28 protein-coding genes are annotated in these 23550 nt (G+C 55.0%); 14 read left to right on the top strand and 14 right to left on the bottom strand.

The features are described from left to right. From rsxG to gstA, 5 genes are all read left to right on the top strand, one after another. The gene (gene rsxG, locus EM595_RS08570) at positions 1–633 is read left to right on the top strand and encodes an electron transport complex subunit RsxG (RefSeq protein WP_067430381.1); all 633 of its coding nucleotides are present in this window, start codon (positions 1–3) and stop codon (positions 631–633) included. Then, positions 626–1324, top strand: coding sequence for an electron transport complex subunit E (locus tag EM595_RS08565; RefSeq protein WP_067430379.1), 699 nt, complete (start codon positions 626–628; stop codon positions 1322–1324). The genes rsxG and EM595_RS08565 overlap by 8 nt, the downstream gene beginning before the upstream one ends. Then, positions 1321–1956 (top strand): endonuclease III, encoded by a 636-nt coding sequence (nth, locus tag EM595_RS08560; RefSeq protein ID WP_067430376.1) that lies wholly within the window; start codon positions 1321–1323, stop codon positions 1954–1956. Before EM595_RS08565 ends, nth begins: the two co-directional genes overlap by 4 nt. Positions 1957–2344: 388 nt before the next feature. After that, entirely contained in the window at positions 2345–3835 is a 1491-nt protein-coding gene (gene dtpA / locus EM595_RS08555; RefSeq protein WP_067430371.1) for a dipeptide/tripeptide permease DtpA, read from the top strand. A gap of 171 nt (positions 3836–4006) precedes the next feature. Further along, positions 4007–4642 (top strand): glutathione transferase GstA, encoded by a 636-nt coding sequence (gene gstA / locus EM595_RS08550; RefSeq protein ID WP_067430368.1) that lies wholly within the window; start codon positions 4007–4009, stop codon positions 4640–4642. Between the two features lies 1 nt (position 4643). Here the strand turns inward: gstA and pdxY are convergent, their stop codons facing one another. The 5 genes from pdxY to anmK all read right to left on the bottom strand — a co-directional run bounded on the left by pdxY (position 4644) and on the right by anmK (position 9130). Continuing rightward, positions 4644–5504 carry a pyridoxal kinase PdxY gene (gene pdxY, locus EM595_RS08545; protein ID WP_067430365.1) on the bottom strand — a complete coding sequence of 287 codons (861 nt, stop codon included), beginning with the start codon at positions 5502–5504 and terminating at the stop codon, positions 4644–4646. Positions 5505–5556: 52 nt separating this feature from the next. Beyond that, positions 5557–6831, bottom strand: a complete 1275-nt coding sequence (tyrS, locus tag EM595_RS08540) for a tyrosine--tRNA ligase (protein WP_067430362.1) — start codon at positions 6829–6831, stop codon at positions 5557–5559. A gap of 134 nt (positions 6832–6965) precedes the next feature. Next, a complete protein-coding gene (pdxH, locus tag EM595_RS08535) occupies positions 6966–7619 on the bottom strand; it encodes a pyridoxamine 5'-phosphate oxidase (RefSeq protein ID WP_419190149.1) in 654 nt (217 codons plus the stop codon). 66 nt (positions 7620–7685) lie between these two features. Beyond that, positions 7686–8000, bottom strand: a complete 315-nt coding sequence (locus tag EM595_RS08530) for an MliC family protein (protein WP_067430359.1) — start codon at positions 7998–8000, stop codon at positions 7686–7688. A gap of 2 nt (positions 8001–8002) precedes the next feature. After that, positions 8003–9130, bottom strand: a complete 1128-nt coding sequence (gene anmK / locus EM595_RS08525) for an anhydro-N-acetylmuramic acid kinase (protein ID WP_067430356.1) — start codon at positions 9128–9130, stop codon at positions 8003–8005. Positions 9131–9414: 284 nt separating this feature from the next. Between anmK and EM595_RS08520 the strand changes: the two genes are divergently transcribed. Further along, positions 9415–9882, top strand: coding sequence for an outer membrane lipoprotein (locus tag EM595_RS08520; RefSeq protein ID WP_067430353.1), 468 nt, complete (start codon positions 9415–9417; stop codon positions 9880–9882). 36 nt (positions 9883–9918) lie between these two features. Here EM595_RS08520 and slyA read toward each other — a convergent pair whose 3' ends face one another. The 5 genes from slyA to EM595_RS08495 all read right to left on the bottom strand — a co-directional run bounded on the left by slyA (position 9919) and on the right by EM595_RS08495 (position 13008). After that, complete coding sequence (gene slyA / locus EM595_RS08515; protein WP_162265765.1) at positions 9919–10362, bottom strand: transcriptional regulator SlyA; 444 nt, start codon at positions 10360–10362, stop codon at positions 9919–9921. Positions 10363–10625: 263 nt separating this feature from the next. After that, positions 10626–11096: a hypothetical protein gene (locus tag EM595_RS08510; protein WP_067430350.1), complete on the bottom strand. Its 471-nt coding sequence runs from the start codon at positions 11094–11096 to the stop codon at positions 10626–10628. 111 nt (positions 11097–11207) lie between these two features. Then, positions 11208–11726: a superoxide dismutase family protein gene (gene sodC / locus EM595_RS08505; RefSeq protein ID WP_067430347.1), complete on the bottom strand. Its 519-nt coding sequence runs from the start codon at positions 11724–11726 to the stop codon at positions 11208–11210. Between the two features lie 81 nt (positions 11727–11807). Further along, the gene (locus tag EM595_RS08500) at positions 11808–12710 is read right to left on the bottom strand and encodes an aldo/keto reductase (protein WP_222938988.1); all 903 of its coding nucleotides are present in this window, start codon (positions 12708–12710) and stop codon (positions 11808–11810) included. 58 nt (positions 12711–12768) lie between these two features. Then, the gene (locus tag EM595_RS08495; protein ID WP_067430344.1) at positions 12769–13008 is read right to left on the bottom strand and encodes a DUF1289 domain-containing protein; all 240 of its coding nucleotides are present in this window, start codon (positions 13006–13008) and stop codon (positions 12769–12771) included. Positions 13009–13151: 143 nt separating this feature from the next. Here EM595_RS08495 and EM595_RS08490 point away from each other — a divergent pair, with 143 nt between their 5' ends. From EM595_RS08490 to rnt, 4 genes are all read left to right on the top strand, one after another. Beyond that, the gene (locus EM595_RS08490; RefSeq protein ID WP_067430341.1) at positions 13152–13751 is read left to right on the top strand and encodes a TetR/AcrR family transcriptional regulator; all 600 of its coding nucleotides are present in this window, start codon (positions 13152–13154) and stop codon (positions 13749–13751) included. Between the two features lie 45 nt (positions 13752–13796). Then, complete coding sequence (nemA, locus tag EM595_RS08485; RefSeq protein WP_067430338.1) at positions 13797–14894, top strand: alkene reductase; 1098 nt, start codon at positions 13797–13799, stop codon at positions 14892–14894. An 88-nt stretch (positions 14895–14982) separates the two neighbouring features. Further along, on the top strand, positions 14983–15390 hold the full coding sequence (gene gloA / locus EM595_RS08480; protein WP_067430335.1) for a lactoylglutathione lyase: 408 nt from the start codon (positions 14983–14985) through the stop codon (positions 15388–15390). 102 nt (positions 15391–15492) lie between these two features. Continuing rightward, the gene (gene rnt, locus EM595_RS08475) at positions 15493–16176 is read left to right on the top strand and encodes a ribonuclease T (RefSeq protein WP_067430332.1); all 684 of its coding nucleotides are present in this window, start codon (positions 15493–15495) and stop codon (positions 16174–16176) included. 34 nt (positions 16177–16210) lie between these two features. Here the strand turns inward: rnt and EM595_RS08470 are convergent, their stop codons facing one another. Further along, positions 16211–16543, bottom strand: coding sequence for a Grx4 family monothiol glutaredoxin (locus EM595_RS08470; protein ID WP_067430329.1), 333 nt, complete (start codon positions 16541–16543; stop codon positions 16211–16213). Between the two features lie 366 nt (positions 16544–16909). Between EM595_RS08470 and EM595_RS08465 the strand changes: the two genes are divergently transcribed. Beyond that, a complete protein-coding gene (locus EM595_RS08465) occupies positions 16910–17689 on the top strand; it encodes a C40 family peptidase (protein WP_067430326.1) in 780 nt (259 codons plus the stop codon). A 56-nt stretch (positions 17690–17745) separates the two neighbouring features. On the opposite strand, the gene cydH is transcribed toward EM595_RS08465, so the two are convergent. Next, a complete protein-coding gene (gene cydH, locus EM595_RS21060) occupies positions 17746–17835 on the bottom strand; it encodes a cytochrome bd-I oxidase subunit CydH (protein WP_157883858.1) in 90 nt (29 codons plus the stop codon). Between the two features lie 273 nt (positions 17836–18108). Here cydH and purR point away from each other — a divergent pair, with 273 nt between their 5' ends. Beyond that, positions 18109–19134, top strand: coding sequence for an HTH-type transcriptional repressor PurR (purR, locus tag EM595_RS08460; protein WP_067430323.1), 1026 nt, complete (start codon positions 18109–18111; stop codon positions 19132–19134). On the opposite strand, the gene punR is transcribed toward purR, so the two are convergent. Then, positions 19131–20042: a DNA-binding transcriptional activator PunR gene (punR, locus tag EM595_RS08455; protein WP_067430320.1), complete on the bottom strand. Its 912-nt coding sequence runs from the start codon at positions 20040–20042 to the stop codon at positions 19131–19133. The genes purR and punR overlap by 4 nt on opposite strands. Before the next feature lie 104 nt (positions 20043–20146). Between punR and punC the strand changes: the two genes are divergently transcribed. Both punC and cfa read left to right on the top strand, forming a co-directional pair. Continuing rightward, positions 20147–21328 (top strand): purine nucleoside transporter PunC, encoded by a 1182-nt coding sequence (gene punC, locus EM595_RS08450; protein WP_067435302.1) that lies wholly within the window; start codon positions 20147–20149, stop codon positions 21326–21328. A 303-nt stretch (positions 21329–21631) separates the two neighbouring features. Further along, positions 21632–22780, top strand: a complete 1149-nt coding sequence (gene cfa, locus EM595_RS08440) for a cyclopropane fatty acyl phospholipid synthase (protein WP_067430314.1) — start codon at positions 21632–21634, stop codon at positions 22778–22780. A 53-nt stretch (positions 22781–22833) separates the two neighbouring features. On the opposite strand, the gene EM595_RS08435 is transcribed toward cfa, so the two are convergent. Then, a complete protein-coding gene (locus EM595_RS08435) occupies positions 22834–23481 on the bottom strand; it encodes a riboflavin synthase (protein ID WP_067435299.1) in 648 nt (215 codons plus the stop codon). Positions 23482–23550 lie beyond the last annotated feature (69 nt).

Raw genomic sequence — 23550 nt, 5'->3', positions numbered from 1 at the left:
ATGCTGGATTCCATACGTAAAAACGGTGTGACGCTGGCGGTGTTTGCCGCAGTTACCACCGGCCTGACCGCGGTAGTGAATTACGTGACTAAACCGGTGATCGCACATCAAACCGCGGTGCAGCAGAAAATTTTGCTCGATCAGGTAGTGCCGCCAACGCTCTATAACAACAATATTCAGCAGGAATGTTACGTTGTCACCGACCCCGCTCTGGGCAACAATGCGCCTCATCAGCTCTATCTGGCACGTAAGGATGACAAGCCGGTTGCCGTGGCGCTTGAGACCACCGCACCGGATGGCTATTCTGGCAACATTCAGATGATTGTCGGCGCGGATTTCAGCGGCACGGTGCTGGGCGTACGCGTGGTTGAACACCATGAAACGCCGGGCCTCGGTGACAAAATCGATTTGCGTATCTCTGACTGGATCAACAGCTTTGCCGGTAAAGTGGTGCACGGCGCGGCCGATGGCCATTTTGCCGTGAAAAAAGATGGCGGTGATTTTGATCAGTTCACCGGCGCTACCATTACCCCGCGAGCGGTGGTGAATGCCACAAAACGTACTACGCTGTTTATCGCCTCACTGCCGCCGCGTCTGGCGTCGTTACCCGAATGTGGAGAGTCCAATGAGTGAAGCTAAAAATCTGCTGGTCGGCGGATTGTGGAAAAACAACTCGGCGCTGGTGCAGCTGCTGGGCCTTTGTCCGCTGCTGGCCGTCACCTCAACTGCCACCAACGCGCTGGGCCTTGGCCTGGCGACCACGCTGGTGCTGGTCTGCACCAACAGCGGTATCTCCCTGACTCGCCGCTGGGTGCCGTCTGAAATTCGTATTCCGATCTATGTGATGATCATTGCTTCGGTGGTGAGCTGCGTGCAGATGCTGATTAACGCTTACGCTTATGGCCTTTATCAGTCGCTGGGCATCTTTATTCCGCTGATCGTTACCAACTGCATCGTAGTGGGCCGCGCGGAAGCGGTGGCGTCAAAAACCAGTGTACCGCTGGCGGCGCTGGATGGGTTTGCTATCGGCATGGGTGCGACCTGCGCCATGACCGTGCTCGGTTCGCTGCGCGAAATTATCGGTAATGGCACGCTGTTCAACGGCGCCGATCTGCTGCTCGGCCCGTGGGCAAAAGCGTTGCGCATCGAAGTGGTCCATTTTGATTCCCCAATGCTGCTGGCGATGCTGCCGCCGGGCGCGTTTATCGGTCTCGGCATGATGCTGGCGGCAAAATACCTCATTGATCAGAAAATGAAAGCGCGTGCACTGCGGGCCGCGGAACAGCAGGCGTTATCGCTGGGTGAGCCAGGTAAAGCGGTGTGAACAAAGAAAAACGTATTGAAATTCTGACCCGGCTGCGGGACAACAATCCGCATCCCACCACCGAACTGGTGTTCAACTCGCCTTTTGAACTCCTGATTGCAGTACTGCTGTCAGCGCAGGCCACCGACGTCAGCGTCAATAAGGCGACGGCGAAGCTCTACCCGGTGGCGAATACGCCGGAAGCGATGCTGGCGCTGGGCGTGGACGGCGTGAAAAGCTATATCAAAACCATTGGCCTGTTTAACAGCAAAGCGGAAAACGTAATCAAGACCTGCCGCCTGCTGATTGAACGCCACAACAGCGTAGTGCCGGAAGATCGCGCCGCGCTGGAGGCGTTGCCTGGCGTTGGGCGTAAAACCGCCAATGTCGTGCTGAATACCGCATTTGGCTGGCCAACCATCGCCGTGGATACGCATATTTTTCGCGTCTGCAATCGTACCCGTTTTGCCCCGGGTAAAAACGTCGATCTGGTGGAAGAGAAGCTGCTGAAAGTGGTGCCAGCCGCTTTTAAAGTCGATTGCCATCACTGGTTTATTTTGCACGGCCGCTATACCTGTGTGGCACGAAAACCGCGTTGTGGCGCCTGCATTATCGAAGATCTGTGCGAATACGCTGATAAAACCGAGATTTAACCCCCTGCCGATGAGACAAAAAAACGCACCCGCTAAAGGTGCGTTTTTTTGTGTCGCTGATTGATGAAAGACATGGATAAAAGCCCGACGGCGCGCAGATTGGCGATTTTTTCAGCCCGTTCCCGCAGCGCAACCGATTGCCGCGCTAACACAAGCTTAAAAAACCACCAATGATACGTGCTGCAGCATTTAACACCGTGCAATATCGACAACACAAAACGTTAACGCTGTGAATGAGACAAATAACAGGTTCGGGAAAAAACTTGCGCGATGCGGCGCAATAAGCGAAATTAACCGCCGTTTTTCCAATAATAATGCAGCGCATGACGGTTCATCATGACGCTGGCTTATTTCCTGCTTCCAGGCGGGATCAGCAAAAGAGGTAGATGTGTCCACTGCAAACAAACACGATCAAGAGGCGGTAAGCCTCAATGCGTTCAAACAGCCAAAAGCGTTTTATCTGATCTTTACGATCGAGCTCTGGGAACGTTTTGGCTATTATGGCCTGCAGGCCATTATGGCCGTCTATCTGGTGAAACAGCTGGGCATGTCCGAAGGCGACTCCATTACGCTGTTCTCGTCGTTCAGCGCCATGGTTTACGGCATGGTTGCGATTGGCGGCTGGCTGGGCGATAAGGTGCTCGGCACCAAGCGCGTTATGGTGATGGGCATTATTGTACTGGCGCTAGGCTACTCGCTGATCGCCTGGTCTGGCCATGACACCAATATGGTCTACTTCGGTATGGCAACCATCGCGGTGGGCAGCGGCTTGTTCAAAGCTAACCCCTCTTCACTGTTGTCGACCTGCTATGAAAAAGATGACCCGCGCATTGATGGCGCCTTCACCATGTTTTACATGTCGATCAACATCGGTTCGTTGTTTTCGATGATGCTGACGCCCTGGCTGGCTGACCGTTACGGCTGGAGCGTGGCGTTTTCGCTGTCGGTCGTCGGCCTGGTGATCACCCTGATCAACTTTTTGCTGTGCCGCAAAGTGGTTAAAAATCACGGTTCAAAGCCCGACTTTAAGCCGCTTAACGTGAAAAAACTGCTGATTACGCTGGTCGGTATCGTGGCGCTGGTGGTGATTGCTACCTGGCTGCTGCACCATCAGGATATTGCCCGCCTGACGCTGGCGGTGATCGCTATCGGCATCGTGCTGGTGTTCGCCAAAGAAGCGTTCGGTCTGCAGGGCGCGGCGCGTCGCAAAATGATTGTGGCCTTCCTGCTGATGCTGGAAGCGATCGTGTTCTTCGTGCTCTATATGCAGATGCCGACGTCGCTGAACTTTTTTGCGATTCGTAACGTTGAGCACAGCATTCTCGGCATTACCTTTGTACCGGAGCAGTTTCAGGCGCTCAACCCGTTCTGGATTATGGTTGCCAGCCCGCTGCTGGCGGCGGTCTATAACAAGCTGGGCGATCGTCTGCCGATGCCGCACAAGTTTGCTATCGGTATGCTGCTCTGCTCCGCCGCCTTTCTGGTGCTACCGCTGGGTGCCAAAACGGCCAACGCCATGGGCATCGTCTCCTCTGGCTGGCTGGTGCTGAGCTACGGCCTGCAGAGTATCGGCGAGCTGATGATCTCCGGCCTTGGCCTGGCAATGGTGGCGCAGCTGGTGCCGCAGCGCCTGATGGGCTTTATTATGGGCTCATGGTTCCTGACCACCGCTGGCGCAGCGATGATTGCCGGTAAAGTGGCGAACCTGATGGCGGTACCGGAAAACGTTAACGATCCGGTGCAGTCGCTGCAGGTTTACAGCGAAGTATTCCAGCAGATCGGTATCGTAACCGGCGTGATGGCCGCGCTGATGCTGTTGACCGCGCCGCTGTTGAACCGTATGACCCGCGAGGATGCGCCGCAGACCGCGACCAAATAATCGCCCTTTGTTGCGCGCCATGAATGCCAGTCTGATGACTGGCATTTTTTTTGCCCGCTGCCTTCGCGCATTTATTGCGGTCAGAACAACCAACCGCAACTACACTTTTTGCCATAGTCGATGTCGGGATGCCGCTGGTGGTCGCCCGACCCATGCTGCAAGGAGTGTAAAATGAAGCTGTTCTACAAGCCCGGTGCCTGTTCTGTGGCGCCGCACATCGTGATGCGTGAATGCGATTTTGATTTTACCCTGGTACGGGTTGATACCGCGGCGGGCGTAACCGAACGCGGCGAACCCTGGCTGGAGATCAACCCACGCGGCCAGGTGCCGGCGCTGATGTTTGACGACGGCACGCTGCTTACCGAAGTGGCGGCAATTACGCAGTATCTGGCCGATCTGAAGCCCGACCGTCAGCTGCTGGCGGAAGCGGGTAGCCTGACCCGTTACCAGACGCTGGAGTGGCTCAGCTATCTGAGCAGCGAAATCCACAAGCGTTTTGCCCCGCTGTTTCGCAAAGAGGCGGCTGACGCCTATAAATCGCTGTTGAAGCTACAGCTAAACCAGCGCTTTATTGATATCAGCAACCAGCTTGGCGATAAGCCCTGGCTGCAGGGCAGCCGTTTTACGCTGGCTGACTGCTATCTCTATCCCATCTGGCGCTGGGCCACCGCCCTGAAAATTGCCCGTGAGGAGACCGACGCCCTGCAGGCATGGGCAGCACGCGTAGAGGCACGCCCAACGGTGCAGGCGGTGTTACAGGCTGAGGGAATTGAACCATTGACGGGCGACGAACGCCGCCCGCAGTAAATCAGAGCTTTTCGGCGGCGAAATGTTGCTGCGGCTGGGCGATGGCATCCTGTGCCGCCACCAGCTGCAGTTCATATTCGCCCATCGCGTGGGTTTTCAGCATTACTTCATAGACCGCGGCGGTGATGTGCTCCAGCGCGTCCTGTAGCGATTTGCCGTGCAGCAGGTTCACCAACAGCAGGCCACTGGTGAGATCGCCGACCCCCACCGGCTGACGTACGCCGAAGTCGATCAGCGGGCGGCTGATGTGCCAGGCTTCATCGGCGGTAACCAGCAGCATTTCAAAACGATCGCTGCGACGTCCGGCACGTGCCAGATGTTTGACCAGCACAATGCGCGGGCCCAGAGCGATCAGTTCGCGCGATGCGGCTACCGCTTCGTCGATATCTTTCACCGTTTTGCCGCTGAGCATCTCCAGCTCCAGCAGGTTTGGCGCGATGATATCGCTGGCCGGCAGCGCCAGTTTGCAATGAAACTCCGCCACGCCTGGCGCCACGATGCAGCCTTTCTCAGGATGACCCATCACCGGATCGCAAAAATACCAGGCGTTGGGATTCGCCGCTTTTACGTCGCGCACGATGGCGAGGATCTGCTCGCCCTGCTCAGCCGATCCCAGATAGCCACTCAACACCGCATCACAGGTTTTCAGGCGATCGATATCCGCAATGCCTTTAACGATATCGCTGAGATGGGTCGCGGGCATTACGGTGCCGGTCCAGTGACCATATTGCGTATGGTTGGAAAACTGCACCGTATTCAGCGGCCACACGTTTGCACCCATGCGGCGCATCGGAAATTCGGCGGCGCTGTTACCGGCGTGGCCGAACACCACGTGCGACTGAATTGCGAGGATATTTTTCATTGCTCAACCTGCTCTTGCCATAAAAAGGGCCGGAAACCGGCCCTGAAGAAGTTTATTTCCAGCACGCCAGGCAATAATGTTTTTTGCCGCGGCGCAGCAGCGTAAAGCGACCAAACAGTTTATCCGCCTCGGTGAAGCGATATTCGGCATCACCCTGCTTTTCGCCGTTGAGATTCACCGCATTGGAACCGATCATGGTGCGCGCCTGGCCGCGTGACGGTACCAGCTCCGCTTTGACCAGCGCCTGTTGCAGATCGTCTTCATCGGTTAGCATGATAGTGGGCATGCCATCCTGCGCCAGCTGTTCAAAGTCCGCTTCGGTCATGTCGCTCAGCGCGCCAGAGAACAGGCTGGCGGTGATGCGCTGTGCCGCCTGCAGGCCCGCATCGCCATGCACCAGCCGCGTGACCTGTTCAGCCAGCACATACTGCGCGCGCGGCGCTTTACCGCTGTTTTTATCCTCTTCTTCCAGTGCAGTAATCTCTTCCAGTGAGAGAAAGGTGAAGAACTTCAGGAAGCGATAAACGTCGGCGTCAGCAGTATTGATCCAGAACTGGTAGAACTTGTACGGGCTGGTTTTTTTGGCGTCGAGCCAGATGGCGCCGCCTTCGGTTTTACCGAACTTGGTGCCGTCTGATTTGGTGATCAACGGCACCGTCAGGCCAAACACCTGATTCTGGTGCAGACGACGGGTCAGATCGATCCCGGAGGTGATGTTGCCCCACTGATCGGAGCCGCCAATTTGCAGCACCACGTTATGCTGCTCATTCAGGCAGGCAAAATCGTAGCCCTGCAGCAGGTTGTAGGAGAACTCGGTAAAGGAGATGCCCTGATCGTCGCGGTTCAGGCGCTGTTTCACCGCCTCTTTGTTGATCATCTGGTTAACCGAGAAATGTTTACCGATGTCGCGCAGAAAGGTCAGCACGTTCATGCTGCCGAACCAGTCATAGTTATTGGCGGCGATGGCGCTGTTGCTGCCGCAGTCAAAGCTTAGGAAAGGCGCAACCTGCTGACGGATCTTCTCGACCCACTCATTAACCGTATCAGCGGTGTTGAGCTTGCGCTCTGCGGCCTTGAAGCTCGGATCGCCAATCAATCCGGTTGCGCCGCCTACCAGCGCCACCGGCTTGTGACCGGCGTCCTGGAAGCGTTTCAGGCAGAGCAAGGGAACCAGATGGCCCAAATGCAAGCTGTCGGCGGTCGGATCGAAGCCGCAATAGAGTGCAATTGGCCCTTGCGCCAGTCGCTCTGCTAACGCTGCCTCATCCGTTACCTGGGCGATCAGCCCACGCTCCTGCAATTGTGTAATCAGGTTACTGCTGGTCATTAAAGACTCCATTTGAAACGACTGCACCTGGACCGGTACACGGCTTTCCGCTTAGTCGCGGAGAAAAAATACGGCGTATAGCATAAAGCGCTGGCGACAACTCTTCCAGCGCTTAACCGCTAAAAAAGGGGGGATCAGGGTGCCAGGCGGTCGATTTTCCAGCCATCGCCCTCGCGCTGGTAGAAGAAACGGTCATGCAGACGATGCTCGCCGCCCTGCCAGAACTCCATGCTGTTGAATTTAACCCGGTAACCGCCCCAGAAGCTGGGCAGCGGAATCTCGCCCTGCTGGAACTTCTGCTTCAGCTCGAGAAACTTGCTCTCCAGCACGCCGCGCGCAGAAATACGGCTCGACTGCTTCGATACCCAGGCGCCGATCTGACTGTCGCGCGGACGGCTGTGGAAGTACTTCATCACCTCCAGCACCGACAGCTGCTCAACCTCGCCGGTAACCATGACCTGACGCTCAAGCATGTGCCACGGAAACAGCAGGCTGATGCGTGGATTGTGCTGCAGCTGCTGCGCCTTCCGGCTACCCAGGTTGGTGTAAAAAATCATGCCCTGCGCATCATAGTGTTTTAGCAGCACGATGCGCTGATAAGGCTGGCCCTGCGCATCCACCGTCGCCACGCTCATGGCGGTGGGATCGGGCAGCTGCGCATCACAGGCCTGACGCAGCCAGTGTTCAAACAGCGCCAGCGGATCGGCTGGCAAATCGTTGCGACGCAATCCGCCGCGGGTGTATTCACGGCGCAGATGGGCAATCTGCTGTAAGGCATTCGTTTCCATTATCATTTTCACCGAAAACCAGAAGGAATTTTCATTGTGCGCCGCGGCGCACATTCCTGCAATGCGCTAGCGCTGTGGCGGTGGCTGCAGCAGGCAATCATTGACCACGACCTTTTTATTGCGCTCAATAAAGGCACCGTCACCTTTCGACCAGAAGACATAGTTATCGTCGCTGTAGCGCGTGCCCGATGCGGCGATGGTTTGCGTCAGGGTCAACGGCTTGCCATCCATAATAAAGCTGACCTGCTGCTTATCGTTGTCCAGCGTCACGGTCAACGGCATGGTGCCGCAGGTATAGTGCAACGTCTGCACCGGTGCGGGCTTAGGTGGCATCAGGCTACAGCCGCTGAGCAGCAACGCCAAAGGAAGGATCTTCTTCATGCTTATCTCCGGTAATGCGGTAAAGGATTGGCGGGAAAGATAGCGCCGAGCACGCTTTCGTGCCGGGCGCCGGTGACCGACGGCAGATTGCCCGGTTCGCCCGACAGCGTACGAAACGCCAGCCAGGCAAAGGCGAGAGCTTCCATGTCATCACCGCTGATGCCTGCGCTGTCGGTGCCGGCGACTTCAATGCCGGGCAGCTGGGCAGCCAGCCGCATCATCAGCTGCGGATTACGGCTGCCGCCGCCGCACACCAGCAGGCGATCGCAGCCACCGTTCAGCAGCACCTGCTGCGCGATGGTCAAGGCGGTAAGCTCAACCAGCGTCGCCTGCACATCCGCAGGTGACAGTGCCGGAAAGGCCGTCAACTGTTTCTCAATCCAGCCGTAATTGAAATATTCCCGACCGGTGCTTTTCGGCGCCGGTAAGGCAAACCAGGGATCGCTGAGCATCTGTTGCAGCAACGGCATCACCGGCTGGCCTGCGGCGGCAAACTCACCGTTTTTATCGAACGGCTGCTGCTGCTGACGCCAAATCCACGCATCCAGCAGCATATTGCCCGGCCCGGTATCGAAGCCGCGCACCGGTTTGCCGGGAATCAGCAGCGACAGATTAGCGATGCCGCCAATATTGAGCACCATGCGCCTTTCGTTAGCATCCATCAGCAGTGCCTGATGAAAAGCGGGCACCAGCGGCGCACCCTGGCCGCCCAGCGCCATGTCGCGACGGCGGAAATCGCCCACCACGGTGATATTGGTGGCCGCCACGATCTGGTTATTATCGCCAATTTGCAGAGTGTTTGGTGCATCGCCTAGCGGCTCGTGCCAGACGGTTTGGCCGTGACAACCGATGGCGGTCACGTCGCCCGCTTCCAGCCCTTCACGCTGCAACAGCACGCTCACCGCCTCGGCGAACAGTAGCCCCAGCCGGGTATCGAGCTGACCGAGCTGTGACAGCGTCAGTGTTTGTCCCTGACTGAGATCGAGGATCTGCTGGCGCAGCACGCGCGGCATCGGGTGGCAGTAGCTGGCCTGCTGCGCCACCAGGTGTTCATCAATAGCCGCCAGTACCACATCCACTCCGTCGAGGCTGGTGCCGGACATAACGCCGATATATCGTCCTGATTTCATCTGTGTGCCTTATTCCCGCAGGAAAGAGAAGTCTGACTGCCAGCCTGGCAAAACAGGCCGGGTAATTCTATGATTAATTGCTGTTTTTAGGAATCCATCACCCTTTTTATGACGAAACGTTTTTTTCTTTGCGGCGATTGAATTTTTGTTAAGGGATGCGGGTCTATGCTACGGCCTGTTTCTTTTTCATGCGTTGTCCAGGCCAGTTGCCAAACTTGTGCCATAGTAATAACGAATCCGTGGCTTAATTGCGGCGTAGCATTAAGTAAAATAAGGAGCTTCAGATGATTAAGCGTTTAGTTGCCGTGGCGCTTGCCGGCATTACTCTGGCAGGCTGTTCTAACACCGATACGCTTTCGGGCGATGTGTACAGCGCTAACGAGGCGAAACAGGTACAAAATGTCACCTACGGTACGCTGGTGTCAGTTCGTCCGGTTAAAATCCAGGGTGGCGATGAAAGCAATGTGATTGGTGCCATTGGCGGTGCGGTTCTGGGTGGTTTCCTGGGCAATACCGTGGGTGGTGGCGCAGGACGTAGCCTGGCGACTGCAGGCGGCGCGGTTCTGGGTGGCGTAGCCGGTCAGGGCGTGCAGGGTGCAATGAACAAAGCAGACGGTGTTGAGCTGGAAATTCGTAAGGACGACGGCAATACCGTGCTGGTGGTTCAGAAGCAGGCAGCCAGCCGCTACAGCGTAGGTCAGCGCGTGCTGTTAGCCTCAAACGGACGCGAAGTTACCGTTTCTCCACGTTGATAATAAAAAAACCGACGCCTGTGCGTCGGTTTTTTGTTACTCACCTTTGTGCTGCAAATCCAGAATATTTTTTTCCAGTTTGGCAATCAACGTGATGAGCTGAGTGATCTCCTGCGTGGAGATTCCGGAGAGAATGTCGTCGCGCGTGGCGTCAATAACGCTTTCCACTTCGCTGATAATCGGCTCCGCCTCTTTCGTCAGCTTGATGCGCTTGGCGCGCCGATCGTTGGCGCAGGTGCAGCGAGTAATCAAGCCCTTCTCTTCCAGCTGATCCAGCGTACGTACCAGCGAAGGCTGCTCGATACCGATCGCTTTTGCCAGCTGAATTTGCGACTGTTCTGGCGGCAGCTGATGGATATTGTGTAGCGTCACCCAATGCGTTTGCGTCAGCTCCAGCGGCTTCAGACGCTGATCGATCAGTGCCCGCCAGATGCGCACCAGGCGTGCCAAATCCGTTCCTAATGGCGTATCCAATTTCATCTCCTTATAATTAGCTTGCTAGCAATCAAGCCCGATTCGCGTCTATTCTGCGAGTTTGTCGGCCAAAATACAAATTGGCTGGTTGAGAATTCGCTGGCGCCAGTTGGCGCTATTCTCCTCTCAACCTGAATGACAGCCTGTATGTTGCTTCACAAACCGGTTAATTCCCCGCAATATTAAATTTTAGGCGATCTTTTTTACGGGGCGCAGCGAGCAGCACCTGCCCGCCGCAAGATGAGGCGCAACACGGCGGTGAGCCGCTGTTACTTGCAATAGAGATCGTGCTGGCGCTGAAAATCGTCCTGCAGCTGCTGTAGCGTTTTTTTCCCTTCAAAGCGGGTTTTGTCATCCTGCGAGGTAGGTTCCAGCACCAGTTCATCCTCTTCGGGTGAATAGATAAACTGGCGGTGCAGCGTTTTGCCGGTAAAGCCGCGCCCAATAATGGCACCACAGACCATCACCATGCTGTGGCGAAACACAGTGGCATCGGTAAAGTTGGTTTCCGTCCCGCTGCGCAGCACGGCATCGCAGCCCTGCGCCTGCAACGATTTGATCACCCCTGAGGTGAGCCGTTCGCGTCCTTTGGCAATCGCCTCGCATTTATCACGCGCGGGATTGGAATCGATGGTGTATTGCAGCTGTTTGCCAGCGTCAATCACCAGCTGCGTATCGCTCTTCCCTTCACATCCTGCCAGTAGCAGCACCGTTGCCAGCCAGCACATCGTTTTTTTCATCCCTTATTCCTTTCAAAAACATGGCGCGTTTATCATAGCGTCAGTGAGGATGTTTTTAACAGCGGCAAAGGGTTATGAAAGATTAAGGGCTGCACGCGGCAGCCCTCTGTTTTACTTAATCACGCCACAGGCGAAGCGTTCGCCCCCGCCTCCCAGCGGTTTAGGATGATCGGCATGGTTATCGCCGCCAACGTGCACCATCAACGCTTTGCCAGAAATATCCGCAAGTTTTTTGATGCGCGGTGCCAGCACCGGATAGGTCGCTTTGCCATCATCGGTGACAAAGATAGCGGGCAGATCGCCCAGATGACCGTCATGATAGGGTCCCAGATGCTTGCCGCTGTTGGTGGGATCCAAATGGCCCCCTGCAGCGCCTGCTGCCACCACTTTACCGTCGGTCGTGGCCGGTTCACAGCTGCCTTTGGCATGAACATGGAAGCCATGAATGCCCGGCGTCAACCCGCTCAGGTTGGGCGTAAACTGCAAGCCCCAATCGGTCTCTTCAATGGTGACGCTGCCGATGACTTCACCGACACCTTTGGCGGTAACGCTGTGCAGTTCGACTTTCTCACTGGCGGCATGAGCGGTGCCCACGGCCAGCAGCATTGCGGCGATCACACTTTTTTTCATCGTTCATCCTTATTAATGGCGCATTCTGCCTAAGTCTGGACGCTAATTACCGTTCTCGCCGCTAATTCACACGACTTTACCTTAAGGCACGTCGTAGCCGAGCGCCGCTTTACGAATGCGGAACCACTGCTGTCGTGAAAGAGAAAGTTCAGTGGATCGCACGGCTGCCCGCACGCGATCAATTTTACCGCTGCCAATAATCGGCAGTGGTTGCGCAGGCAACCGCATGATCCAGGCATACACCACCTGCTCAAGATTGTCGGCGCCGATCTCCTGCTGTACCCGCGCCAGCTCATCGCGTAGCGGCTGGTATTCCGCCGCATTAAACAGCTGGCCGCCTCCCAGGCAGGACCAGGCCATTGGACGCAGGCGCAGCTGCTGGCATTGATCCAGCGCGCCATCCAGCAAAGAGGCTTGCTGCAGCGGAGAGATTTCCAGCTGATTAGTGACCAGCGAAAACGGCAGCCGTGATTGCAGCAGAGAAAATTGCGCCGGGGTGAAATTAGAGACGCCAAAATGGTGCACTTTGCCGCTCTCACGCAGCGCAACAAAGGCTTCTGCCACCTCATCTGCATCCATCAACGGATCGGGGCGATGAATCAGCAGCAAATCCAGATAGTCGGTGTGGAAGTGGCGCAATGACTGTTCGGCACTGCGGCAGATATGATCGCGGTCGGTAATGTAATGGCCGATATGATGTTCCGGTTTCGCCCGCGTGGCGATGCCGCATTTGGTGACGATCTGCAGACGCTGGCGCAGCGCTGGCGAGAGTTTCAGCGCTTCGCCAAAGGCCGCTTCGCACTGATAATCGCCATAGATATCGGCGTGATCGACGGTGCTGATACCGAGATCAACATGTTGTTCAATAAAGCCGAGCAGCTGATGCGCATTCATCTGCCATTCCATCAGGCGCCAGTAGCCCATGATAAGCGATGAAAATTCTGGCCCCTGCGGGGCGATCGGGTGACGTTGCAGCACGGACATTCTCCTTGAGGGTAATTTCCGTCTGAGTATAACGGATTCCCCGGCAGGACAAAGCGGGCTAAAACAGCGAGGGTTGCTCTGGATCAGGAATTTCAGGCGGTTTGCCCTGACGGTGCAGGCGCAGGAAACGCTGGCGACACAAACGCCACACCTCGCGCTTTTGCGCGTCAGTGAATTTCATCCAGTTGAAGCGCTCATCACGGCTGCGCAAACAGCCACGGCAATAGCCGCGCTCGTCTGACTGGCAAATCCCCCGACACGGACTGGGCACCGGGAAAAACTCTAGTTGCTCGGCCACCGGATCTCCTGCTGAATGGGCATATTTCTATTGAAGCCCCGTTACCGCTACGGCGCAAGTTGCGCAGTTGAATTTATGCGGTAGTGAACAGTTTGTGCCGCAGCGGTTTGCATTAGACCGACCGGTCTATTAAAGTAATAAGCATGAAAACTACCACCCGACAGGATACCCGTACACACCTGCTGGACACCGGCGAACAGCTCTGTCTGCAGCGTGGCTTTACCGGTATGGGATTGAACGAACTGCTGCAACAGGCGGGCGTGCCGAAAGGCTCTTTTTATCATCATTTTGTGTCGAAAGAGGCCTTTGGCGTGGCGCTGCTGCAACGCTATTTTGCACGTTCGCATCAGCAGTTCAGCGCCTTTCTGGCTCAGGGCGATGCGCCGCCACAGAAGCGCATTCTGGCGTTTTATCAGCAGATTGAGCAGCGCTTTCGCGAGTCGGGTGACATTTATGGCTGCCTGAGCGTGAAAATTTCCGCTGAGGTGTGCGATCTCTCAGAAAGCATGCGTGATGCGCTGACCCAGGGTTCGCAGGCCGCTATGGCGACGCTGGCCGCCACGCTGGAGCAGGCGGTGGCGCAGCACGGATTAACACTGGGATCCTCGCCGCAGGCATGTGCTGAAACGCTCTACCTGCTATGGCTGGGTGCCAGCTTACAGAGCAAAATTACCCGCGACGTGGCACCGATGAGCAATGCCTTACGGGTCTTTACCCACCTGCTCAGCCCGTCTACCTTTTAAAAAACCGATCGGTCGAGACGACCGGTCTACTCCAGGGAGCAATGAATGTCATTATCCACGCTGTTTACCCCACTTACCGTGGGTGCGATTACCGTACCTAACCGCATTTTTATGGCACCACTGACGCGTCTGCGCAGCATTGAGCCGGGCGACGTGCCTACGCCGCTGATGGGCGAATATTACCGTCAACGCGCCAGCGCCGGTCTGATCATTACCGAAGCCACACAAATCTCGTTTGAGGCAAAAGGTTACGCCGGTGCGCCAGGTCTGCATACGGCAGAGCAGATTTCGGCATGGAAGGCGATTAACGCAGGCATTCATGACGCCCAGGGCCACAGCGCGGTTCAACTGTGGCACACCGGCCGAATTTCGCATGCGTCGCTGCAACCCCACCAGCGCGCGCCACTGGCTCCTTCTGCTATCTCCGCTAATACACGCACCTCGTTGCGTGACGAGCAGGGAAAAACCATCCGCGAAGAGACCTCAACGCCACGCGCCATGAGCCTGGCCGAGATTCAACAAGCGGTTGCAGATTTCCGTCAGGCAGCGGTCAATGCCCGTGAAGCGGACTTTGATCTGCTGGAGCTGCATTCTGCCCACGGCTATTTAATCCACCAGTTCCTGTCACCGGCGTCTAACCAGCGTGACGATGAATATGGCGGTAGCGTTGAAAATCGTACGCGTTTCGCGCTGGAAGTGGTCGATGCCGCGATTGAAGGCTGGGCAGCCGATCGCATCGGTATCCGTATTTCACCACTCGGTCCATTTAACGGCCTCGACAACGGTGAAGATCAAGAGCAGGCCGCGATTTACTATATTGAGCAGCTGGCCAAACGCAATCTTGCCTATCTGCATATTTCCGAGCCTGACTGGGCCGGTGGCAAACCTTACAGCGATGCCTTCCGTAAAGCGGTACGCGCGGCCTATCCTGGCGTGATTATCGGCGCCGGTGCCTATACCGCTGAAAAAGCAGAGTCGCTGATTGCTCAGGGCCTGATTGACGCCGTGGCGTTTGGCCGCGATTACATCGCCAATCCTGATTTAGTTGAGCGTCTGCGTCAGAATGCGCCGCTCAATGAGCCGCAGCCGGAAACCTTTTACGGTGGCGATGCGAAAGGCTATACCGATTATCCTGCGCTATAGTGCAGGGCGGCCAGGTTTCTGGCCGCATTGTTCGGCACTATACTGGAATTAACGTCATCGGATGATGACCCGACACCAAGAGGACTTTATGCGTTTACTTCATACTATGCTTCGCGTTGGCGATATGCAGCGTTCACTCGATTTTTACACCCGCGTTCTCGGCATGCGTCTGCTGCGTGAAAGCAAAAACACCGAATATAAATACGATCTGGCTTTTGTGGGTTACACCGATGAGAGCGAAGGTGCGGTGCTGGAGCTGACCTATAACTGGGGCGTTGAGAGCTACAACCTCGGTGATGCTTACGGCCACATTGCGCTGGGCGTGGATGACATCGTAGCAACCTGCGATCGCATTCGTGAAGCGGGCGCGAAAGTGACGCGCGAGCCGGGTCCGGTCAAAGGCGGCAGCACGATTATTGCCTTTGTAGAAGATCCCGATGGCTACAAGATTGAACTGATTGAGAACAAACACGCTGGCGCCGGTCTGGGCAGCTGATTATTTTCGGGGCACGTCGCTGCCCCGCTTCTTCCTTCCTGCTGCAAGCCCCGCACTTTTTTGCCATAATACGCGCTGCATTTTCCCTTCAATGAGATCCTGATGTCTGAATCGAATCACCTAAATGCCCTGTCACAGCGCTTCCGGGGGTTTTATCCCGTGGTTATTGATGTCGAAACCGCCGGTTTTGATTCGAAAACCAACGCCCTGCTGGAAATCGCCGCAGTGACCTTAAAAATGGACGATGCCGGCTGGCTGCACGCTGACGAAACCCTGCATTTTCACGTTGAGCCTTTTGAAGGCTCGGTGCTGCAGCCCGAAGCACTGGCATTTAATGGCATCGATCCGGCAAACCCGCTACGTGGCGCGGTCAGCGAATATGACGCGCTGCATGCCATCTTTAAAATGATCCGTAAGGGTATGAAAGAGCACGAGTGCAATCGGGCGGTGATGGTGGCGCATAATGCGACCTTTGATCTGAACTTTGTGATGGCGGCGTCAGCACGCTGCAACATGAAGCGTAACCCCTTTCACCCTTTTGTGACCTTTGATACTGCGGCGCTGAGCGGGCTGGTGCTCGGACAAACCGTGCTGGCAAAAGCCTGTATTGCGGCGCAGATCGATTTTGACAGCACGCAGGCGCACTCTGCGCTGTACGATACGGAACAAACCGCCGCGCTGTTTTGTGAGTTGGTGAATCGCTGGAAACGTCTGGGAGGCTGGCCATTACCGATGGCTGCCGCAGAATCGCAGGACGAGCAAGACGAGCAAGACGAGCAGGCGTAAACTGGCAGGAAAAAGGGGCATCGCGCCCCTTTTTTTATTCTGCTTCTTTGTGCTTTTCAGCCGCCTCTTTAATCAGCGGCTGCAGCTCGCCACGCTGGAACATCTCAATAATGATGTCGCAGCCGCCGACCAGCTCGCCGTCAACCCACAGCTGTGGGAAGGTTGGCCAGTTGGCGTACTTTGGCAGCTCAGCGCGGATATCAGGATTTTGTAAAATATCCACAAAGGCGAAGCGCTCACCACAGGCAGAAAGCGCCTGCACGGCCTGAGCAGAAAAACCACAGCTTGGCAGTTTTGGCGAACCCTTCATGTACAGCAGGATCGGGTTTTCTGCGATCTGGCGCTGAATTTTTTCAACAGTACTCATTTTTGCCTTCCTTAATTCATGACTTCGTGTCTATTTATTGTAGCGATTCTCGCCTGCCGCCGAAACGACTTTTCAGCCGCGATTGAACGGGCGCCGTAAGGCGACAACGATTATAGCCGGTAAATAACATTTTCTTATCATTGCACACTGTTAATCAATTAATAATTCGTAATAATGTGCTGCGATAACCGACTGAAATTGTTTATTTTCAATGCGTTTTTGCCTGCTGGAATTAATAATGGAAAAAGACCTTACCTTTTGTGAAAAAGTTCGATTAGAATTGCTGCTCGGGTCTGACCGCCGGGTCAGATTAATGCTATTTATTCGCTCACGCTGTTCATTGGGCCCTATACCTGTAACCGACTCATGCGTCTATTAATTACGCTTTTTGTGCTGGCGTTTGCCCAGTTGATGATGAATGTGGCTGAAGCGTCGCCGCAGGCACCCGTCAACGCCACCCATCACAAGGCAGAAAAGAAACTGGCACGCGATGACGACCGACGCAAAAAGCGCGCGGTAAAAACCACAACGAAAAAGTCACGCCTCACCGCCGTACAGAAATTAAAGCTTAAAAAACGCACCAAGGTTCAAACTGCTTCGCTGCAAACCCCGAAATCCCGCACTACCCTTCGCTCACTGAAACGCTACGGCCGTCATCGCCAGTCAGATGCCGCTGAGACGGAAACCGCCGCGGCAAAACTGGCGCCATTGAAAATGAGCAAGGCACACCGCGCGCGCTATCAGAAAGCCCGTGAAACGGCGATGAATAAGCTGATGGGTCAGCTGGGCAAACCTTATCAGTGGGGCGGTGCCTCACCGCACACCGGCTTCGACTGTAGCGGCCTGGTATGGTATGCCTATAAAGATCTGGTTAAGTATAAGATTCCGCGCACCGCCAACGAGATGTTTCATTTGCGTGATGCCGCTCAGATCGACCGCGAATCGCTGCAAAAAGGCGATCTGGTGTTCTTCCGCATTAACAACCGCGGCGCTGCTGACCATGTTGGCGTGTATCTGGGCGATGGCAAATTCATTCAGTCGCCACGGACCGGAAAAGATATTCAGATTACAGCGCTGGGAGAAGATTACTGGCAGCGCCATTACGTTGGCGCACGTCGCGTGATGACGCCGAAAAATATTCGTTGACACCTGCTGTTGCGCAACAAAAAAAGGCCGCGTTGATGCGGCCTTTTTTGTCGGCGTCAGTGCAGAATTGCCGTCACGCTAAATGCAATGATTACCGCCAGCGCGCCGGCGGTAGTCAACAATGCCATTTTTAAATCAGTGCTCATGGTTATCCTCGTGGTCTCTTTTTATCGTAAGATTTATCTTGCTCGCTGGGTAAACATCTCGTTTTCTTGCAGCAGCCTTGCTAGAATTCGCCCTTCGCGTTGCGCAACATTACGCGACCTGTCTGCTGTTAGCGCTTTTAACGACGTCACCCCCCTATTTTTGGCGTTTATTTCGGCAATTAAGGCCGGTTGCGCCGCATTACATTCCGCAGACGCAAACGTTTAACATTATGCTTATCAACCCTTTGCGATAAGCGCAGGAGTAGCACTTCCATGGCAACAATCAAAGACGTGGCAAAACTGGCCGGTGTTTCAACCACCACCGTGTCGCACGTCATCAACAAAACACGCTTTGTCGCTGAAGAGACGCGCGAAGCGGTATGGGCAGCAATCAAAACGTTGCACTACTCACCGAGTGCCGTTGCCCGTAGCCTTAAGGTCAATCACACCAAGTCGATCGGCCTGCTGGCTACCTCAAGCGAAGCGCCCTATTTCGCCGAAATTATAGAGGCGGTAGAAAACCGCTGCTTTGATCGCGGATATACATTGATTCTGGGCAACGCCCACAATGACCTGCAAAAACAGCGCGCCTACCTGTCGATGATGGCGCAAAAGCGCGTCGATGGCCTGCTGGTGATGTGCTCTGAATATCCTGATGACCTGCTTAAAATGCTGGAAGAGAACCGCAATATTCCAATGGTGGTGATGGACTGGAGCGAGTCGCGTGGCGATTTCACCGACACCGTACTTGATAATGCCTTCCACGGTGGTTATCTGGCGGGCCGCTATCTGATCGATCGCGGCCATCGCGATATCGGTGCGATTCCTGGCCAGCTGGAACGTAACACTGGCGGCGGTCGCCATGCGGGATTCCTCAAGGCGTTAAATGAGGCCAACATCGCCGTGCGCGATGAGTGGATCGTCCAGGGTGACTTCGAACCAGAGTCGGGCTACAAGGCGATGCAGCAGATCCTGTCACAAAAACAGCGGCCAACTGCTGTGTTCTGCGGTGGCGATATCATGGCGATGGGCGCAATTTGTGCCGCGGATGAGATGGGTTTGCGCGTGCCGCAGGATATTTCAGTGATCGGCTATGATAACGTGCGCAATGCGCGCTATTTTACGCCTGCCCTGACCACCGTACATCAGCCAAAAGAGCAGCTGGGCGTTACCGCGCTGGATATGCTGCTGGAGCGCATTCTCAGCAAACGCGAGCAGCAGCAAACCATTGAGGTGCAACCGACGCTGATTGAACGTCGTTCAGTCGCCGACGGCCCTTTCCTCGACTATCGTCGTTAATGGCTTTCCTGCAGCCACTCCTGGTTCAGCGTGGCCGGATCGCCAAGGTAATCGAGCAACCAGCTTAGCGCAGGGGAACTCTGTTGTTCAGACCAACTGACACAGCAGGGGCTGCCCGGGAACTCGCTGGCCAGCTGCAGCGCCTGTAAGGTGCCGTCCCGCTCCAGCGGCGCAGCAATGTGCGCCGGTATCATGCCGACGCACAATCCCGCCAGTAGACACTCCACGCCGCTTTGCCAGTCAGGCACCACCAGTCGACGCTGATTATCCAGCGTCCAGGTGGTGCGACGCGTCAGGGCACGTGACGTATCTTCCATCACCAGCGACGGCCACTCACGCAGGGCATCATCGCTGACCACACCCGTGATGCTGGCCAGCGGATGTGATTTTTCCACCACGCAACGCCAGTTAACGGTTCCCATATCGCGGAAGGCAAAGCGCCCACCCACCGGGATCGCCTGCGTGGCACCGATGGCCACGTCTACCCGCCCGTCAGCCAGCGCATCCCAGACGCCGTTGAACACCTCCATGCTGATTAACAGTTCCATATCCGGGAAATGCCGATAGAAATCCAACACCAGTTGCCGGGTGCGTGGCGGCTTAACAATACAATCAACGGCGATGCTCAACTGGCCGCGCCAGCCGTTGGCTACCTGCTGACACTGACGTCGGGTGGCAAGCATTTTTTTGATAACAGAACGGCCTTCGACGACAAAATGTTCCCCGGCAGCGGTTAAAATTACGTCGCGGTGACGCCGTTCGAACAGCGGTACAGCCAGCCAGCGCTCAAGCTGGCGCACGGTATAACTGATAGCGGAAGGCACGCGGTGCAGCTCTTCCGCCGCGGCGCTGAAGCTGCCAGTACGTGCCACAGCATCAATCACTTCTAACCCATGTTCAGACCACATTGTTTGCCTGCAAAAAATTTCAAAGCCAGAGGCAAATATTACCGTTTCACAACGCGCTGTGCATGCTTTTACACTGCGCCGACAATAATTTTGATGAGCGTCCCATGACCAGGAATATTTTTTTCTTACCTTACCTCGCGTTATTAAGCATGCTCGGCTTTCTGGCCACCGACATGTATCTGCCTGCTTTTTCGCTGATGCAGCAGGATTTTGCCACTGAAGCTGGGGTGATCAGCGCCAGCCTGTCGATTTTTCTGGCCGGTTTTGCCGTTGCCCAGCTGATTTGGGGCCCGCTTTCCGATCGCATCGGCCGCAAGCCGGTGCTGCTGGCTGGTTTGGCACTGTTTGCCGTTGGCTGTGGCGGCATGCTGTGGGTGCAGGATACCCACTGGATGCTGATATTACGTTTCCTGCAAGCGGTGGGCGTCTGTGCTGCTGCCGTTAGCTGGCAGGCGCTGGTGGTTGATACGTATCCAGCCCATAAGTCTAACAAGGTGTTCGCCACCATTATGCCGCTGGTGGCGCTGTCGCCCGCGCTGGCGCCTTTGCTGGGTGCGTGGCTGCTGTCGCATTTTTCATGGCGCGCGATTTTCCTCGCCCTGATGGCGATTGGCCTGCTGCTGCTGATTCCGACTTCACTGCTGAAAAGCAAAGATCGCAGCGTCAAGCCCAACACGGCGCAGCCTGGTTTTGCCACGCTGCTGCGTTCTGCTATCTACAGCGGTAACGTACTGATTTATGCCGCCTGCTCGGCCAGCTTTTTTGCCTGGCTAACCGGTTCGCCGTTTATTTTGCACGATATGGGCCTGACGCCTGGTGATATCGGCCTGAGTTATATTCCTCAAACCATCGCGTTTCTGGTAGGCGGTTACAGCTGTCGCGCCGCGTTAAATCGCACCACCGGCGATCGTCTGCTGCCCTGGCTGATTGTGCTTTACGGCGTCAGTATCATTGCCCTGTTTATGGTGGCGATGAGCGGTAATCCTTCGCTCACCATGCTGCTGATCCCCTTCTGTGGTATGGCGATGGCCAACGGCGCAATTTATCCGATTGTGGTAGCGAGTGCGTTATCCCCTTTTCCGCACGCTACCGGTAAAGCGGCAGCGCTGCAGAATATGCTTCAGTTAGGCCTCTGCTTTGTCGCCAGCATGGCGGTTTCGCAATGGCTGACGCATCCGCTGTTGACCACCAGCATCGCCATGCTCAGCACCGTTTTTCTGGCGGCTGCGGGTTACTGGTGGCAGCGTTCAGCGGAACGTCCTGCGCAGGTGTTAGCTGAATCCTGATTGGCCACAAAGTTAGCACGCTAACAATAATGCATTGAATATTGCCCTGGGTGAGCATATACTCATTCGGGGCATTATTTTATCTAAAATCAGTAACATAACGGCTAGCAATATGCGCCGTTACGGCTGTAAATTTTTTTTCAGTGCTGCGTTCGCAACACGTTTTATTTTTTTCTTTGTTTTCAAACCTCTGTTAAAAGCCGATGTCGAGGGGCATGGAAATTCCGTGCGTGCTCTCACAACACGAAAAGAAATTGACTATTCTTTTTCTCAAGTTTTGATCATACGGGTGATGGAGAAGCTATGAGTTCATCATGCATCGAAGACGTAAATCTGGAAGAGAATCACTGGTATCGTATTGCACATGAAATGCTGGCTGGCGTCGGTATCGAAGTGAATGGGCCGCATCCGTGGGACATTCAGGTTAAGCATCCCGATTTTTTTAAACGGGTGTTACAGGATGGATCGCTGGGTCTCGGCGAAAGTTATATGGATGGCTGGTGGGAATGCGCGCGGCTGGATATGTTTTTTCATCGCGTATTAAAGGGCAAACTGGATCAGAAGTTGCCACACCATTTTAAAGATACTCTGCGTATTGCTGCTGCTCGTCTGAAAAATCTACAATCGAAAAAACGCGCCTGGATTGTCGGTAAAGAACATTACGATTTAGGAAATGATCTTTTTTCGCTCATGCTCGATTCCCACATGCAATATTCCTGCGGTTACTGGCATAAAGCCGACACGCTGGAAGAGGCACAACGCGCAAAGTTAACGCTTATTTGCGATAAGCTTGGTCTGGAACCTGGTATGACCCTGTTGGATATTGGCTGCGGCTGGGGCGGACTGGCGGAATTCGCCGCGCGTTATTATGGCGTGCAGGTAACAGGCGTAACGATCTCCGCTGAACAGCAAAAAATGGCTCAGCAGCGCTGCGCCGAATTACCGGTCACTATTCTGCTGCAGGATTATCGCGATCTGGATCAGCAATTTGATCGTATTGTGTCGGTAGGTATGTTTGAACATGTTGGTCCGAAAAATTACGCGACCTATTTTGATGTGGTTGATCGTAATTTAAAACCTGACGGTATTTTTCTGTTGCATACCATCGGCGCCATAAAGACCGATATGAATGTCGATCCCTGGATAGATAAATATATCTTCCCTAATGGCTGCTTGCCCTCAGTGCGGCATATTGCAGATGCCAGCGAACCGCATTTCATCATGGAAGACTGGCATAATTTTGGTGCGGATTATGACACTACGCTGATGGCCTGGCATACACGCTTTATGCAGGCGTGGCCGCAGCTGGAAGCCGCTTATGGCGAACGTTTTAAGCGCATGTTTAGCTACTATTTGAACGCCTGCGCCGGCGCGTTTCGGGCGCGAGATATTCAGCTGTGGCAGGTGGTATTCAGCCGTGGGGTTGAGGGCGGTTTGCGCGTAGCCCGCTGAAAAAGAGCATAAAAAAGGCCGATCAGCGGCCCTTTTTATTTTGTAGATCGGCGTTATTTAAATTCGCCACTGGCAGCAGCCATAATCGCGCCTTCGCGCTGTGCCAGCACGCGCTCTACGGTATCGACAATCGCCTGGGTTTGCGGATCAATTTCGATATTCACTCGCTGACCCAGTTTTTTGGTCCCCAGCGTAGTACGCGCCAGCGTTTCCGGAATTAAATGTACACAGAAGCGCGTCGGCGTGACATCGCCTACCGTCAGGCTGATGCCATCAATACCCACATAGCCTTTGTGCAGAATATATTTCATCTGCGCGGCGTCCTGCGGGCGAAACCAAATTTCACGGTTATTTTCTGAATTGATGATTTTGCAAATTTCTGCGGTGGTGATGATATGGCCGGACATCAGATGGCCGCCTATTTCATCGCTAAATTTTGCCGCGCGCTCGATATTAACCACGTCGCCCGGCTGTAATTCACCCAGATTGGTTAAACGCAGCGTCTCTTTTATTAAGTCGAAGCTGACGCGATCGCCCTCAATATGGGTTACGGTCAGACAGCAGCCGTTGTGTGCAACAGACGCGCCTAACGCCAGACCCGGTAATAACTCCGCTGGCAGCTGCACCACGTGGGTACGAAACTGCGTTTTCTCGTCAACGGCAAGCAGCCTGGCTGTGCCCTGAACAATTCCGGTAAACATACTTCCGCCTCCGTGGTTTTTTTTCATATTATCATATTCTGCTGCCAGAATAAGGCCTGCCATGGCAAT

Origin of the sequence: Duffyella gerundensis, assembly GCF_001517405.1 — a bacterium.
GTDB lineage: Bacteria > Pseudomonadota > Gammaproteobacteria > Enterobacterales > Enterobacteriaceae > Duffyella > Duffyella gerundensis.
This window is presented reverse-complemented; position numbering and strand designations above follow the sequence as displayed.

Bases quoted from the DNA above. Each gene is read 5' to 3' on its own strand.
- rsxG (WP_067430381.1), top strand. From the start codon at position 1: ATGCTGGATTCCATACGTAAAAACGGTGTGACGCTGGCGGTGTTTGCC.
- EM595_RS08565 (WP_067430379.1), top strand. From the start codon at position 626: ATGAGTGAAGCTAAAAATCTGCTGGTCGGCGGATTGTGGAAAAACAAC.
- gstA (WP_067430368.1), top strand. From the start codon at position 4,007: ATGAAGCTGTTCTACAAGCCCGGTGCCTGTTCTGTGGCGCCGCACATC.
- pdxY (WP_067430365.1), bottom strand. From the start codon at position 5,504: ATGAAAAATATCCTCGCAATTCAGTCGCACGTGGTGTTCGGCCACGCC.
- tyrS (WP_067430362.1), bottom strand. From the start codon at position 6,831: ATGACCAGCAGTAACCTGATTACACAATTGCAGGAGCGTGGGCTGATC.
- pdxH (WP_419190149.1), bottom strand. From the start codon at position 7,619: ATGGAAACGAATGCCTTACAGCAGATTGCCCATCTGCGCCGTGAATAC.
- EM595_RS08530 (WP_067430359.1), bottom strand. From the start codon at position 8,000: ATGAAGAAGATCCTTCCTTTGGCGTTGCTGCTCAGCGGCTGTAGCCTG.
- anmK (WP_067430356.1), bottom strand. From the start codon at position 9,130: ATGAAATCAGGACGATATATCGGCGTTATGTCCGGCACCAGCCTCGAC.
- EM595_RS08520 (WP_067430353.1), top strand. From the start codon at position 9,415: ATGATTAAGCGTTTAGTTGCCGTGGCGCTTGCCGGCATTACTCTGGCA.
- slyA (WP_162265765.1), bottom strand. From the start codon at position 10,362: ATGAAATTGGATACGCCATTAGGAACGGATTTGGCACGCCTGGTGCGC.
- EM595_RS08510 (WP_067430350.1), bottom strand. From the start codon at position 11,096: ATGAAAAAAACGATGTGCTGGCTGGCAACGGTGCTGCTACTGGCAGGA.
- sodC (WP_067430347.1), bottom strand. From the start codon at position 11,726: ATGAAAAAAAGTGTGATCGCCGCAATGCTGCTGGCCGTGGGCACCGCT.
- EM595_RS08500 (WP_222938988.1), bottom strand. From the start codon at position 12,710: ATGTCCGTGCTGCAACGTCACCCGATCGCCCCGCAGGGGCCAGAATTT.
- EM595_RS08490 (WP_067430341.1), top strand. From the start codon at position 13,152: ATGAAAACTACCACCCGACAGGATACCCGTACACACCTGCTGGACACC.
- nemA (WP_067430338.1), top strand. From the start codon at position 13,797: ATGTCATTATCCACGCTGTTTACCCCACTTACCGTGGGTGCGATTACC.
- gloA (WP_067430335.1), top strand. From the start codon at position 14,983: ATGCGTTTACTTCATACTATGCTTCGCGTTGGCGATATGCAGCGTTCA.
- rnt (WP_067430332.1), top strand. From the start codon at position 15,493: ATGTCTGAATCGAATCACCTAAATGCCCTGTCACAGCGCTTCCGGGGG.
- EM595_RS08470 (WP_067430329.1), bottom strand. From the start codon at position 16,543: ATGAGTACTGTTGAAAAAATTCAGCGCCAGATCGCAGAAAACCCGATC.
- EM595_RS08465 (WP_067430326.1), top strand. From the start codon at position 16,910: ATGCGTCTATTAATTACGCTTTTTGTGCTGGCGTTTGCCCAGTTGATG.
- cydH (WP_157883858.1), bottom strand. From the start codon at position 17,835: ATGAGCACTGATTTAAAAATGGCATTGTTGACTACCGCCGGCGCGCTG.
- purR (WP_067430323.1), top strand. From the start codon at position 18,109: ATGGCAACAATCAAAGACGTGGCAAAACTGGCCGGTGTTTCAACCACC.
- punR (WP_067430320.1), bottom strand. From the start codon at position 20,042: ATGTGGTCTGAACATGGGTTAGAAGTGATTGATGCTGTGGCACGTACT.
- punC (WP_067435302.1), top strand. From the start codon at position 20,147: ATGACCAGGAATATTTTTTTCTTACCTTACCTCGCGTTATTAAGCATG.
- cfa (WP_067430314.1), top strand. From the start codon at position 21,632: ATGAGTTCATCATGCATCGAAGACGTAAATCTGGAAGAGAATCACTGG.
- EM595_RS08435 (WP_067435299.1), bottom strand. From the start codon at position 23,481: ATGTTTACCGGAATTGTTCAGGGCACAGCCAGGCTGCTTGCCGTTGAC.